A 13,675-nucleotide genomic window follows, 5' to 3' on the forward strand; every position below is an offset into this window, starting at 1 on the left:
GCGCAACCCCGCCTGAATAGAAATCACGCCTGCAGCAGGGCAATGCTGTGATGTATTTCGCGTTCGATATCGGCCTCATGCCACGTTTCCAGCGTTGAAGAGAAAGGCTCAAACGCATAAATGCCCCGATATCCCAGCATTTCCAGGCGCTGTACCTGTCCGATGCTGTCCAGTCTATCGTTCTTACTCAGCATAAGGCGCTGTTCATCGGCCAACATACCGGTTGGCCGGGGATCGATGACACCTGAAATATGTACTAGCCCGATATTATGGATATCGAGATCGCCAAACTCGTCTTCCGCTGCTTCGTATAAATAGTGATGGAAAGTATCCAGAACCAACCGGAAAGGCAACTGAGCAGCACGGATCAGGGCTTGCGCGCTTGCCATCGAACGCAGAGAACTGGTTGAGAAACCCAGCGGCTCTACCAGCCCCTGAATCCCCGACTCCTGAAATAACGGAGCAAGGGTTTTTAGGGCCAGCAGCATATCTTCCGTTGCAATCGTGCTGCCATCATTGAGCGGACAGAGGACCAGCGCATTGGATCCTACGGCTTTAGCCTCTTCCAGCAGCGCCGCCGTTCTCTGTAAGAGCGTATCGTTCAGCTGATTAAATGGATAAAGTGCATTAATGCTCACGATCTCCAGGTGATAGCGTTCTGCCAGTCGCCGTACCCCTGCGTAGCTGAGGTTGTCTGTCACTTTTCCGCCGTGCATATCGTTACGTAGTTCGACTTTATTTAATCCTGCCCGATGAACCAGCTTGAAAAATGCCTCAATGGAGAGCGCAGGTGCAATTTTGCGGTTAATACAAAAACGGGTTAATTCGATAGTCATATCCAAGGGCCCGGTAAAGAGAAAAGTATCAGATTGGTTATCGATTAAAGGAGCATTTATTTCATATTTAGTTAATTATGAAATTTAAATTTTTAGATGCAGTTCGCAAAAAAATGTTCCGGCGTTTGGTTTTACCCCTTTTATCAACGAACTGTACCCCTCAGTTCCCATGATGCATAAAAAGATGAATGAGGAAGGAAAAGGCTAAGTGCCGACGTAAAAAGGGAAATAATGTTTGAGGATCGCAAGTTAATAGTCATAAATCGTTGTCATCGATTTCTTTAAAAATGCGATCTATACCGCTAAAAATGAATCTTCCAAAGATAACTATTTGAAAAATTTATTTCAATATAATACGTTCAGAATATGCATTCAGATTTTGTCTGGCAGGCTGGTGTTGACGTGGTTAATAGCGTGCCGGAATCTCCCCATCAACGAGGCGACGACATGAATATCACTGGAAACTTTATTAGCGGTAAGACGACGCTAAGCGCCAGCAACGAAACCGTTCCAATCTACGACCCTGCTACTGGCGCACCAGTCCGTGAATTGACGCAAAGCACGGCGGAAGAAGTCACACAAGCTATTGCGGTTGCCCATAACGCCTGGGATGGATGGTCCCGTACCTCGCCATTGCGGCGTGCACGTATCCTATTTAATTTTAAAAATCTGATGGAAGTGCATCGTGATGAACTGGCTGCACTGATTGTCAGTGAGCACGGAAAAGTCTGGTCGGATGCGCAGGGAGAGCTGACGCGTGGCCTGGAAGTGGTTGAGTTCGCCTGTGGTATTCCTCACCTGATTAAAGGCGAAAACTCAGCGGACGTCGCAACCGGTGTGGATAGCTATTCACTGATGCAGCCGCTAGGCGTAGTGACAGGGATTACCCCTTTTAACTTCCCGGCTATGGTCCCGCTGTGGATGTTCCCTATCGCGCTGGCCTGTGGCAATACTTTCGTACTAAAACCTCCGGCACTTGATCCTTCGGCTTCGGTACGCATGGCCGAGTTACTGGCTGAGGCTGGCCTGCCTGCGGGGGTGTTTAATGTGATCCATTGCGCCAATGAGGATGCAGAGCAGCTGTATACCGACCCGCGCGTTCAGGCTGTGAGTTTTGTTGGCTCATCAGGTGTGGCGGAGTATATCTACAAAACTGCCAGTGCACATGGCAAACGCGTTCAGGCATTTGGTGCCGCAAAAAACCATGCGATCGTGATGCCGGATGCTGATTTAGACGCAACGGTAAACGCTATTATTGGTGGCGCTTTTGGTTCCGCAGGTGAGCGTTGCATGGCGCTGCCGGTCGTTGTTGCCGTTGGAGACGATACTGCTGATACGTTGATCGCAGCGCTGACGCCACGCATAAAAGCGTTACGCATAGGTCCGGGCATACAGCAAGGTGCCGACGAAAATGAAATGGGCCCCGTTGTCTCTGCAGCACATCGACAAAAAGTGCTGAGTTATATCGATCGGGGCGAGCAGGAAGGTGCCACGCTGGTTGTCGATGGACGCCATGTTCAGGTAGCCGGTTACGACGAGGGCTACTACATCGGCGGTACGCTGTTTGATCACGTGACGTCCGATATGGTGATTTGGCGTGAAGAAATTTTTGGCCCCGTTTTAAGCATTATGCGTGCATCTGATTATGAGCAGGCATTGAAACTGGTCAACAGCCATGAGTTCGGCAACGGGAGCGCGATTTTTACCCGCAGTGGTCACATCGGACGCGATTTTGTACGCGAAGTGCAGGCGGGAATGGTTGGGGTTAATGTTCCGGTGCCTGTACCGATGGCATTTCACAGTTTTGGCGGCTGGAAACGCTCGGTATTTGGCGCGCTTAATGTGCATGGTCCGGATGGCGTTCGCTTTTATACCCGGATGAAAACGGCCACCGTGCGCTGGCCCTGTGGTCAACAAACCGTGTCAGAATTCAGTATGCCAACGCTGGGGTAACGGGCGTAGCTAAAGTTATTTGGATGTTATCGGGCCGCGAAGCTGGATGATTGAGCCATCCTCGTGGCATTTCCGGAACGATGATGAAACAGGAGCAACCGCATGTCATTACTATCCAAAATGAGCCCCCCGGATGAAAATGGACGAATCCAGCATATTACTCCGGAGAGTGCCGGATGGCGCTATGTTGGGTTTGACGCCTACCAGCTCAAAAAAGGACAAACGCTCCATCTCGAAAGCGGTAACAAAGAACTGTGCCTCGTGTTGGTGGCGGGTCTGGCTTCGATAAAAACGCGGGGGGCAGATTTTCCCGGTATCGGCAAGCGGATGTCGCCATTTGAGCGCACGCCTGCTTATTCTGTGTATGTGCCCCACAGAGATTATGCTGAGGTTTACGCTGATTCCGATCTTGAACTGGCGGTCTGTAATGCGCCGGGTAAGGGGAATCTTCCTGCACGCCTGATTTCACCCGCGGATGTGGGAGTGGAGTTTCGTGGTAAAGGGCGTAATAAGCGGCTGGTACATAATATTTTGCCGGATACTCAACCTGCAGACAGCCTGTTGGTCGTTGAAGTATATACCGATGAAGGCGATACAAGCTCTTACCCCAGTCATAAGCACGATCGTGAGGATGCAGAGGATGAAACCTATCTTGAAGAGACCTACTATCACCGCTTTAATCCTGAACAGGGTTTTGCAATGCAACGGGTTTATACCGAAGACCGGGACCTTGACGAGTGTATGGCGGCCTATAATCATGATGTAGTTACCGTTCCCCGTGGCTACCATCCGGTGGCGACCCTGGCAGGCTACGACAATTACTATCTGAACGTGATGGCTGGGCCAGTACGATTATGGAAATTTAGCTGGGAAAAAGATCACGCCTGGGTTAACAGCGATCGGTATCCGCGTAAAAAATAGCGCCATTCACTACCGAAGGTTTGAGGATACTACGGTATTCAGGCGAGGCTGCCATTATGCTAAACGGTCCGTTTTCTCGACCATTTTTTAGAATTTCACGATTTTTAGAATTTCACGATATAGCGACGATTATTTTTCAACGTTATGCAGTGCCAATGATACCGCCAGCGTTTGCGCCAGGCAGAGGGACGCAACCTGAGATCGGAAACCATCGACTTGTGCTTCACGTACCACAAAACAGACATCGCTAAAGGCAGCCAGCGGGCTCACCTGGCTGTCGGTGATCGCAATTTGATACGCACCACGTTTCGCACCCAACTCAACCAGTTCGACCGCTTCACGCGCGTAGGGTGAATAGCTAATGGCGATTACCACGTCTTTGGGTTTCACCATACTTAATTGTTCGGTAAACATGCCGCCTAACCCGTCGATCAGGAAGGCTCGCCGCTCCAGATGACGCAGTGCATAGGTGAGATAGGAGGCGACGCTAAATGAGCGGCGTAAACCAATGACGTAAATATTTTCCGCTTCACTGAGCAATTCCACCGCTTTATTTAAGTGGTCCGGATTAGTCTGCATTGCCAACTGCTGCAGCGCTTGAGAATTCACCATGGTGAACACATTGAGGATTTCAGCGGGGTTTTCCGGTGCCGCCGCTGCTTCGTCGGTAGCGGTCTGGCGAAACAGGCGGGCCCGCTCGGTGTAGTTGACCGTCTCTTCCATCAGGTGTTGGCGAAAAACCTGTTTCATTTCGTTGAAACCGCTAAAACCAAATGCATTAGAAAAGCGGATTAGGGTGGAAGGTGGTACATCAGCCTGCTGAGCGATAGACGCGACGGTGTCGAAAGCGATGCTATTACTGTTATCAAGAATGTAACGTGCTACCTGCTTGAGGCGCTTACTGAGGGTATCGTAACGACGGCGGATGTCGTCCTGTAATAAGGAAAGCTGCGTGGGATTATTGGTCATTACATCGGCTCGCTAAAAATGAATGGCTTTGCGCTAGGTGCCATTCTACCAGATGAACGGAAAATTTCATTTTATTACGATAATTGCTGTCTTTATTTCATTGCAACATGAATTACTTCACACAATGTCCATCATGTCAGACGCCGCGAGGCCGGGCAGAAAAAGGCGACTATCGGGGAAGCATCGCCTTATGGGAGCGTCGGGAGTGAGAACGGCTTGTTATAGCGCTGAGCGCGCGGCCCGCCAGTAATCAATCAGCTTGAGATAGTTGTTTTTTACTTGTTCAACCAATGTTTCATCATCGAGTTCCCCCTGTAGCCAACGGCGCGAGGGCTGGCCAAAAATAGTCCTGCCCACAGCAAAGCCTTTGACCCATGGTACTTTAGCGGCTGCGGTGAAACCGGCCTTTAGTTTCTCCTCCGGCGCATCAAGCCCTAACAGCAGAATTCCCCGGCAGTGTGGATCTTTATCCTCAATCAGACGGCTAATCGCGTGCCAGCTTTCCGGCGCCAGCGGGGGGAGCTTCCACCAGTCTGGCTGGATTCCCATACGGTAGAAATGACTAAGAATCTCATGATAGTACCTCTCTTCATGGTCTGGATTATCCTCGGGCAGGATCACTTCCAGCAGCAGCTCATGGCCGGATTTATTGCAACCATGCCAGATATCGAGGATCAACTCATCCTGTTGCGCACGCATTTCTATGCTGTCGTGTGGGTGGTAAAACACCAGGCACTTCACCACATGCTCTAGCGGCCAGTCGATCAGCTGTGAGCCGATATTGCCATGCTCAAGCCGCAGTGGACGCGAGCCAGGTAGTTCGATGGGACGGCCTATCCACCACCCTTTTCCGGTGATGGCATTAAGTGTTGACTGACCGTAGGTTGTATCGGCCAGAATCCCGCTACAGTCATCAAGCCCTGCTTCGATGGCGGCCATTTCAGCCCCCAATAACAAAAGTTTTTTTAGCGTGGGAATGCGCGTTTCATCGGCATTGGCTTCGTGCGCCATTTCGGCCAACTGTCTGCGATGGTCAAAAGCGAAAACACAAAGCTCGCGCCATTGTCGCTTACGCGTGGTGACGCGGTGTAAATGGTTGAGATGAATATCACGATCTGGACGTTTCACCTCATTTTCACGGTTCAGGAAATCATCCAGCTCCTCTTTGGTCGGCATGGCTGGTGCGCAGCCGTGGCGCGACACGACCAGAGCGCCACAGGCGTTGGCATACCGGCACGCCTGCTCCCATCCCTCATCATTGAGCCAACCGCGCAGCAGCCCGGACATAAATGCATCGCCCGCTCCCAACACATTGAGTACTTCCACACGTACGCCACTATGTAGTCGGGTTACTTCCCAGCCGTCGGGGATGTTGCCTTCAAACACTACGCAGCCCAGTGGCCCACGTTTACAAACCAGCGTTGCGTTGGTCGACTGGCGCACGTTTTTCAGCGCGGTTAAAGTATCGGTACTGCCACCAGCGATGTGAAATTCTTCTTCGGTGCCAACCACCAGATCGAAATAGTGCATCACTTCCTGCAGCTGTTGCGTGACGTGTTTCGATGCGATGAAGCGTGTTTCGCCATCGCCTAATGAGGTTAATCCCCATAAGACCGGACGATAATCGATATCTAACGCGGTACGCAGATTGTGGGATCTGGCAATCTTCAGGGCTTTTAATACTGCGGCACGCGTGTCTGGATGTGAAAGGTGAGTACCGGTGACGGCCACTGCGCGGGAAGAGGCAATATACTCCTCGCGAATATCTTCCGGCGTTAGTCCCATATCGGCGCAGTTATCACGGTAAAAAATCAGTGGAAAGGTATCCTGGTCTTTAATGCCGAGGATCACTAATCCAGTCAGGCGGGTGGTATCGGTAATCAGGCTGGAGGTATCAACCCCAACGCGCTGCAGCTCTTCCCGTAAAAAACGGCCATTGTGCTCATCACCTACTCGTGCCAGCATCGCCGATTTGAGTCCCTGAATGGCGGTGCCATAGGCCACGTTGCCGGATGAACCGCCGAGATATTTGGAAAAAGAGCTCGTATCCTCCAGACGTGCACCGATCTGCTGCCCATAAAAATCTACGGCGATACGCCCAATACAAATCACATCAAGCGGCTTCTGTTGTGTACTCATACCTGTGATTTCCTTCTGTGATAAGCCGACGCCGCCGGGCGTTTTAAACGAGCTGTAGCGGCAGCATCTCTGACAATCCAGCCCAAATGTGATGAGAAGTATGAGGAATAAAAATTCCAACATCAATGTGAAATGAAATTATCACCCCAGAAGTGTGAGATAGATAAAACTCTTGTCATACCCCTAAGCTAGCTTGCTAAATCGTCTGCTTACCGTGTAAGGATAGCGCTACAGCAGGCAGGTGGTATAAAAAAGAGGCATGAAAGATGGAATGAAATTTTCTCTGATGGAGTAATCGAGACTCAGTGTTTCAGTTAAGCAGATGTGAAGATAGGGTTTCTGATCGTTTACAGCAGAATTTGATCTCTCTCGCAAAATGAAATGTTTTTTCTGTAATGATATTTTGTGGAAAAAATATTTGTTTATAATCGCCACACGTTTCACCTGTCAATCGATCCCACTGCTGTTTTCAGCTTCAGCATGTGGCCCTAATGCGAAAGGCGGCGTGCCTGTTTTCAGAGGTACCCTTTACATAAAGGATGATTATATGGGCAGCATCAGATTAACCACGGCACAGGCACTGGTCAGATTCCTGAATAATCAGTATCTGTTAGTGGATGGTGTGGAGACCCGGTTTGTTAACGGTATTTTCGCTATTTTTGGGCATGGCAATGTACTGGGACTCGGTCAGGCACTGGAGCAGGATAGTGGCGATCTGGTGGTGTATCAGGGACGTAATGAGCAAGGTATGGCCCATGCGGCTATTGGCTTTGCAAAACAGAAACTACGTCGTGAAATCATTGCCTGTACTTCTTCAGTAGGCCCCGGTGCGGCAAACATGATCACGGCTGCGGGAACCGCGACCGCAAACCGCATCCCTTTGCTGCTGCTACCCGGCGATGTATTTGCTACTCGCCAGCCTGATCCGGTATTACAGCAGATAGAACAAAGCCACGATCTTAGTCTGAGTACTAACGATGCATTTCGCGCGGTCAGCAAATATTGGGATCGCATCAACCGCCCTGAGCAGCTTATGAGCGCCTGCATTAACGCAATGCGTGTTTTAACCGATCCGGCCGAGACTGGCACGGTGACGCTGGCGCTGCCGCAGGATGTTCAGGGCGAAGCCTGGGATTATCCCGACTATTTTTTCCAGAAACGTATACATCGCCTTGACCGCCGCCCAGTCTCTACGGCGCAACTTGATGAAGCACTTAAGCTGATTGCCCGCAAACGTAAGCCGCTGATTATATGTGGTGGTGGAACGAAATACTCCGAAGCAGGTGAAGCGCTACGCCAGTTTGCTGAACAGTACGGTATCCCTTTTGCGGAAACGCAGGCGGGTAAGGGAACGCTACTTTCCGATCATCCGCTTAACGTAGGCGGAGTGGGCGAAACAGGCTGTCTGGCCGCAAATTTGTTGGCGCAGGAGAGCGATCTGGTGATTGGCGTTGGCACCCGTTATAGCGATTTCACCACCTCATCGAAATGGATATTCCAGCATCCGGACGTGAGCTTCCTTAACATTAATGTCAGCCCGTTTGATGCCTGCAAACTGGATGGCGTTCAGCTGGTTGCCGATGCGCGTGAGGCCCTCACTGCGCTAAATGAACGCCTGGTAGAAACCGAATTTACCAACGGCTGGGGGCAACAGATTGAACGGGCGAAGAGCCAATTGCATCATGAAATAGAACGCGTTTATAAGGTGGAATATAGCGCGACTGACTTCACGCCCGAGATTGCCGACCGCTGTGATAGTGCGGCACTGTTTGCAGAGTTTAATCGCCTGACTGACTCCTTTCTTACCCAAAGTAGCGTGCTGGGTATGCTCAATGACAATCTGCCAAAAAATGCAGTGATTGTTGCCGCCGCAGGCAGCTTGCCGGGAGACCTACAGCGCGTCTGGCGCACCAAAGATTACAACAGTTACCACCTTGAATACGGCTACTCTTGCATGGGCTATGAGGTGGGCGCTTCGCTCGGCGTTAAGCTGGCTGAGCCTCACCGCGAAGTCTATACGCTGGTGGGCGACGGCGCATTTATGATGCTGCATTCGGAGTTGGTCACCTCCATTCAGGAGGGCGCTAAAATTAACGTGGTACTTTTCGATAACATGACCAATGGCTGTATCAACAACCTGCAATTGGGGAATGGGAGCGAGAGTTTTGTTACCGAGTTTCGCTTCCGTAACGCCGAGAGCGGTCAGTTGGATGGTGGTTTTATACCAATTGATTTCGCCACGATAGCGGCAGGATATGGATGTAAAACGTATCGTGTCAACACGTTAAGCGAACTCAAACAGGCGCTGGCCGATGCGCGTATTCAGACCGTCTCAACCCTTATTGACATTAAAGTTCTGCCTAAAACCATGGTGCATAACTATTTCAGTTGGTGGCATGTAGGCGCCGCGCGAGTTTCTCAATCAGAGCAGGTAGATGCGGCAGCCAAAGCACAGGGCGAGCATCTGGATCAAGCCCGAAAGTATTAACAGTTTACGTTCTGAACAATCGCTGCCCCACATACTGGCGTGGCATCCCGTTCCTGTCCTGAAGATTACTGGAGGCGTTATGACTCTGAAACTTGGTGTTATCGGTACTGGTGCCATTGGTCAGGAGCACATCCGTCGTTGCAGTCAGGTACTGCAAGGGGCTCGGGTCGTGGCCGTTTCTGATATCAATATTGAAGTGGCACAAGCTGCGATCGCAAAACTCGGTTTGCATGCGGAAGTTTGTGCTAACGGCCATGATGTTGTGATATCGCAAGATGTCGACGCCGTATTGGTCACGTCCTGGGACCCGACCCACGAGGAGTTTACGCTGGCCGCGATTGCTGCCGGTAAACCGGTCTTTTGTGAAAAACCACTGGCGATGACGGCTGAAGGCTGCCGTCGTATTGTGGAAGCCGAAATGAAGGCGGGTAGGCGCCTGGTGCAGGTCGGCTTTATGCGCCCTTATGATGCTGGTTATCGTGCATTGAAAAAGGTGATTACCGACGGTGAAATCGGTGAGCCACTGATGTTGCATTGCGCGCATCGCAACATGAACGTGCCAGAAAGCTATACCACAGATATGGCGATAACTAATACGTTGATCCACGAGTTGGATGTGCTGCGCTGGCTAACCGACGATGATTACAAAACTGTTCAGGTTGTTTTCCCACGTACAACGTCGAAATCCCATGCCAAACTGAAAGATCCGCAGATTGTACTGTTCGAGACGCAGGGCGGGATCCGTATTGATGTGGAAATTTTCGTCAATTGTTCTTACGGCTATGACATTCAGTGTGAAGTGGTTGGTGAAAATGGAATCGCTAAACTGCCCGAGCCCTCTTCCATACTGATGCGTAAAGATGCACGCCTTTCGGAAACCATTCTGACTGACTGGAAAGACCGGTTTATTGATGCTTACGACGTCGAGCTACAGGCGTTTATCAATGATGCTACTGCTGGCAAATTGAAAGGCCCATCGGCATGGGACGGTTATGCAGCTTCCGTCGCTGCTGATGCCTGTCTTAAAGCGCAAAATAGCGGTGCCGTTGAGCCGGTTAATTTACCGCCCCGTCCCGTGTTTTACGACAAGTTGTGACCCGTTGGCAGGGCGATAAAAGATAGGTTATTCACTGCTCCACCAGCGACATGAACACTTAGCTAACACCAGGCCGCTTAGGGCAGGGCGTTATAAAACCGCCATGCTGTACGAGGGACAAATATGAATAAAGATAACGTAAAACTGGCAATTGCGCCGATTGGCTGGACTAACGATGACATGCCTGAATTAGGGCAGGAGAATACTTTTCAGCAGACCGTCAGTGAAATGGCGCTTGCGGGTTTTACCGGCAGTGAGGTTGGCAGTAAATATCCACGCGATCCGGCCATATTAAAGCCGATGCTGGATATTCGTGGTATTCAGATCTGCAATGCCTGGTTCAGTACGTTCTTTGCCAAAGGAGACAAAGACAAAACCCTCGACGAATTTATCCATCATCGGGATTTCCTGCATGCGTTGGGCGCGAAAGTCATTGGGTGTTCGGAACAGAGCAAGAGCATTCAGGGAACAAGGCTGCCGGTACTGGAAGCCAAGCCCTGCTTTACTGATGAAGAATGGCGGCTAACGGCTGAGGGCTATAATGTGCTGGCCAAACTCGCTGCTGAGAAAGGAATGCAGGTTTGCCTGCATCATCATATGGGAACGGGCATCCAGACAACCGAAGAAGTGGATCGTTTTATGGCGGCGACCAACGATGACGTTTTCCTGCTGTTTGATACGGGTCATGCCTATTATTCTGAAGGTTCGCAACAGAAGATGTTAGCGCTGCTAACGCGTTATTTGCCGCGCATCAATCATGTACATCTGAAGGATGTGCGCGATGAGGTTGTGGCTCAGGTCAAAAGCCAGAAATTATCTTTTCTTGATGGTGTGAAAAAAGGGACCTTTACCGTGCCCGGCGATGGTGTGATTGATTTTAACCCGGTGTTTACCATTCTGGATGAGTATGGCTATCAGGGATGGATGGTGGTTGAAGCCGAGCAGGATCCAACACTGGCAAACCCGTTTGAATATGCACTGAAGGCACGCAGATATATCCGTGAAACGGCAGGTTTGTAATGACAGAATATTTAAGCTGTAGCTTGATGTATAGCGAGTATATATACCCTAAATAATTCGATCTGCAGGGCGGCGATAAGCCCGGATATCCCCCGGAACGTACCTGGGTAAGTTTCCGGGAGATATTATGCACAACCAACAATGCCGCAGCGTGAAGTATAAGGGGTGGGATTACTTCAGCGTGATGGTATTAATAATACTCTCCGCCTCGGTCTGGGCCTGCTGTTGATTATCCGCAGGTAATGAAATTTGCAGCGTTAGCAACTTGCCATCGACCTTCCCTAATACTACGGAAGACCAGGCGGATTGGTTATTCGCGGAAATCACAGTATCCAACTGCTGTAAGGTCTGGCCTTTTAGCTCAATTGATTTATTACTCACCACCTGTAACTGAGGATCGCGATTGCGCTGTTGCTCCTCAAGCCGTTTTGCCAGCACGTCCAGGCTTTCATTCGTGGCATCACCACCAATCACGATAACCGCGCGTTGACCTGACTCATCGGCATAAACGTGCATATTGTTAGCCTGGTTACCCAGCTTGCCACTCTTATCTGACATTCCGGCAGGAAGATTGAAGTTAAGCTTACCATCAAGCAGGCTAATAGCCTGTGCGGCCTGGCTGCTGGTATCACTGGCGGTAGCATTATCATTTTTTCCGTCACAAGCGGCCAAACCTACCACCAATAAGCCTACTCCGATATATTTCACTAAGTTACGCATCAGGTTCCCTTTTATTACTCGCGTACGCGTCTTTGACCGCCATACTGCTTGAATTATTTAGGGTATATACAAACTGAATCAGTCAGCAAAAGCAACCCGATTACTGTCACAGGATACGAAATTGCCGGATTCTAATGATAACTAAAACCGCGGCTGCCGACTGTCATACCCGCTTAAGAATCATTACCTGAGTTACGCTGCTTAACTGAAATGAAGTTGGGTATTACGGGATGGCTCAGCCAGCCGTCTTAGGGCTGCATTGAGTAATACACCATAAGCTGGCAGAAAGAAAATCATGCAAATCAGCACCTTGAAACTGTAATCTACCAGGGCGATCTCCACCCAGTTTTGCGCCATAAACAGATCGCTACTCTTATAGAACGCAATAAAGAAGAACACGAGCGTATCGCTAATGTTGCCGAGGAACATCGCCGCGGCAGGAGCTACCCACCAGCGCGCTTTCTGACGTAACCGGTTAAACACATATACATCAAGAATTTGGCCTAGTGCATAAGCCATAAAACTGGCACAGGCGATGCGGGCGACAAAAATATTCATCCCTTCTATTGCGGAGAATCCCTGCCACTCTCCCTGGTAAAACAACGCGGAGAGCACATAAGAGATGAACAGCGCTGGCACCATCACCATCAGAATAATACGGCGTGCCAGAGTTGCGCCAAAGATACGGACGGTGAGATCGGTCGCAAGAAAGATAAAGGGAAAGCTGAACGCACCCCAGGTCGTATGAAAACCCAGTATAGAGATAGGTAATTGCACCAGATAGTTACTGGAGCTGATGACCAGCACGTGAAACAGTGATAGCCAGATCAGCGCATGCATGCGCTGATGAGAAGTAAAGTGGATCATATGTCGCCTTTTTAGTGGTGGGGTGAGGGAACCCAAATTGATATATACCCTGTCATTCACGCCATGGCGTGATGGACAGTCTGTCATCCCCGGTAGCATTGATATTGCGGCGATGTCAGGGGAGAGCATGCGATTGGCAAACTCACGACCATACGTATGACGGGCATAGATAATAATCGGGCGGCATCTTACCGCGTTATGTTTTCAATGCAATGGTTAATTTTAACGCAAACGTTAACGTTGATGGGCATCACTTGCTTAAGCGGCTTGCAGGGGTAAAATAAGCGGCGATAAAGACTTGTCATACTTCAGGCAGTATGGGCTTTGGTCAGCAACGTGACTATTTAGAGTCTGGTTTTTCACTTTACCCGAGAATGTTATGAGCGATAGATTCGCTAACCCCGATCAAACTCTGGACGCGCAGGGACTTCGTTGCCCTGAACCCGTAATGATGGTACGTAAAACGGTTCGCCATATGAATGTCGGTGAAACGCTGTTGATAATTGCTGACGATCCGGCGACAACGCGTGATATTCCCGGTTTTTGTCGCTTTATGGAACATACGCTGGTTGCACAATTAACCGATGCTCTTCCTTATAAATATTTGCTGAAAAAAGGGGTTACTCCCTGAGAATTCACGGGCTGTGTGCCCGTGAATCTTGCTGC

At 50.0% G+C, this 13,675-nt stretch carries 11 protein-coding genes; 6 read left to right on the top strand and 5 right to left on the bottom strand.

The genetic code is table 11. The features are described 5' to 3' along the window. Positions 1-23: 23 nt before the first annotated feature. Complete coding sequence (locus tag J1C60_RS01070) at positions 24-836, bottom strand: TIM barrel protein (protein ID WP_128176955.1); 813 nt, start codon at positions 834-836, stop codon at positions 24-26. A gap of 447 nt (positions 837-1,283) precedes the next feature. Between J1C60_RS01070 and J1C60_RS01075 the strand changes: the two genes are divergently transcribed. Together J1C60_RS01075 and iolB are read left to right on the top strand one after the other, a co-directional pair. After that, positions 1,284-2,789, top strand: coding sequence for a CoA-acylating methylmalonate-semialdehyde dehydrogenase (locus J1C60_RS01075; protein WP_128176957.1), 1,506 nt, complete (start codon positions 1,284-1,286; stop codon positions 2,787-2,789). Between the two features lie 102 nt (positions 2,790-2,891). After that, a complete protein-coding gene (gene iolB, locus J1C60_RS01080; RefSeq protein WP_128176959.1) occupies positions 2,892-3,710 on the top strand; it encodes a 5-deoxy-glucuronate isomerase in 819 nt (272 codons plus the stop codon). Positions 3,711-3,839: 129 nt separating this feature from the next. On the opposite strand, the gene J1C60_RS01085 is transcribed toward iolB, so the two are convergent. Beyond that, positions 3,840-4,679: a MurR/RpiR family transcriptional regulator gene (locus J1C60_RS01085; RefSeq protein WP_128176961.1), complete on the bottom strand. Its 840-nt coding sequence runs from the start codon at positions 4,677-4,679 to the stop codon at positions 3,840-3,842. Positions 4,680-4,898: 219 nt separating this feature from the next. Further along, positions 4,899-6,818, bottom strand: a complete 1,920-nt coding sequence (locus J1C60_RS01090; RefSeq protein WP_128176963.1) for a bifunctional 5-dehydro-2-deoxygluconokinase/5-dehydro-2-deoxyphosphogluconate aldolase — start codon at positions 6,816-6,818, stop codon at positions 4,899-4,901. Positions 6,819-7,365: 547 nt separating this feature from the next. On the opposite strand from J1C60_RS01090, the gene iolD reads away from it, so the two are divergent. The 3 genes from iolD to iolE all read left to right on the top strand — a co-directional run bounded on the left by iolD (position 7,366) and on the right by iolE (position 11,422). After that, the gene (iolD, locus tag J1C60_RS01095; RefSeq protein WP_128176965.1) at positions 7,366-9,306 is read left to right on the top strand and encodes a 3D-(3,5/4)-trihydroxycyclohexane-1,2-dione acylhydrolase (decyclizing); all 1,941 of its coding nucleotides are present in this window, start codon (positions 7,366-7,368) and stop codon (positions 9,304-9,306) included. Between the two features lie 79 nt (positions 9,307-9,385). Beyond that, entirely contained in the window at positions 9,386-10,402 is a 1,017-nt protein-coding gene (gene iolG / locus J1C60_RS01100) for a bifunctional inositol 2-dehydrogenase/D-chiro-inositol 1-dehydrogenase (RefSeq protein WP_128176967.1), read from the top strand. 123 nt (positions 10,403-10,525) lie between these two features. Then, positions 10,526-11,422, top strand: a complete 897-nt coding sequence (gene iolE / locus J1C60_RS01105; RefSeq protein ID WP_128176969.1) for a myo-inosose-2 dehydratase — start codon at positions 10,526-10,528, stop codon at positions 11,420-11,422. A gap of 171 nt (positions 11,423-11,593) precedes the next feature. On the opposite strand, the gene J1C60_RS01110 is transcribed toward iolE, so the two are convergent. After that, positions 11,594-12,142 carry a DcrB family lipoprotein gene (locus J1C60_RS01110; RefSeq protein ID WP_128176971.1) on the bottom strand — a complete coding sequence of 183 codons (549 nt, stop codon included), beginning with the start codon at positions 12,140-12,142 and terminating at the stop codon, positions 11,594-11,596. Positions 12,143-12,343: 201 nt separating this feature from the next. Further along, on the bottom strand, positions 12,344-13,009 hold the full coding sequence (locus J1C60_RS01115; protein WP_128176973.1) for a 7-cyano-7-deazaguanine/7-aminomethyl-7-deazaguanine transporter: 666 nt from the start codon (positions 13,007-13,009) through the stop codon (positions 12,344-12,346). 379 nt (positions 13,010-13,388) lie between these two features. On the opposite strand from J1C60_RS01115, the gene tusA reads away from it, so the two are divergent. Further along, on the top strand, positions 13,389-13,640 hold the full coding sequence (tusA, locus tag J1C60_RS01120; protein WP_128176975.1) for a sulfurtransferase TusA: 252 nt from the start codon (positions 13,389-13,391) through the stop codon (positions 13,638-13,640). The last annotated feature ends 35 nt before the right edge of the window (positions 13,641-13,675 follow it).

This window comes from [Pantoea] beijingensis (assembly GCF_022647505.1).
GTDB classification, from domain to species: Bacteria; Pseudomonadota; Gammaproteobacteria; order Enterobacterales; family Enterobacteriaceae; genus Erwinia; species Erwinia beijingensis.

Coding starts and splice junctions, on each gene's coding strand:
- J1C60_RS01085 (WP_128176961.1), bottom strand. CDS start 4,679: ATGACCAATAATCCCACGCAGCTTTCCTTATTACAGGACGACATCCGC.
- J1C60_RS01075 (WP_128176957.1), top strand. CDS start 1,284: ATGAATATCACTGGAAACTTTATTAGCGGTAAGACGACGCTAAGCGCC.
- J1C60_RS01115 (WP_128176973.1), bottom strand. CDS start 13,009: ATGATCCACTTTACTTCTCATCAGCGCATGCATGCGCTGATCTGGCTA.
- iolE (WP_128176969.1), top strand. CDS start 10,526: ATGAATAAAGATAACGTAAAACTGGCAATTGCGCCGATTGGCTGGACT.
- iolD (WP_128176965.1), top strand. CDS start 7,366: ATGGGCAGCATCAGATTAACCACGGCACAGGCACTGGTCAGATTCCTG.
- J1C60_RS01090 (WP_128176963.1), bottom strand. CDS start 6,818: ATGAGTACACAACAGAAGCCGCTTGATGTGATTTGTATTGGGCGTATC.
- J1C60_RS01110 (WP_128176971.1), bottom strand. CDS start 12,142: ATGCGTAACTTAGTGAAATATATCGGAGTAGGCTTATTGGTGGTAGGT.
- iolG (WP_128176967.1), top strand. CDS start 9,386: ATGACTCTGAAACTTGGTGTTATCGGTACTGGTGCCATTGGTCAGGAG.
- iolB (WP_128176959.1), top strand. CDS start 2,892: ATGTCATTACTATCCAAAATGAGCCCCCCGGATGAAAATGGACGAATC.
- J1C60_RS01070 (WP_128176955.1), bottom strand. CDS start 836: ATGACTATCGAATTAACCCGTTTTTGTATTAACCGCAAAATTGCACCT.
- tusA (WP_128176975.1), top strand. CDS start 13,389: ATGAGCGATAGATTCGCTAACCCCGATCAAACTCTGGACGCGCAGGGA.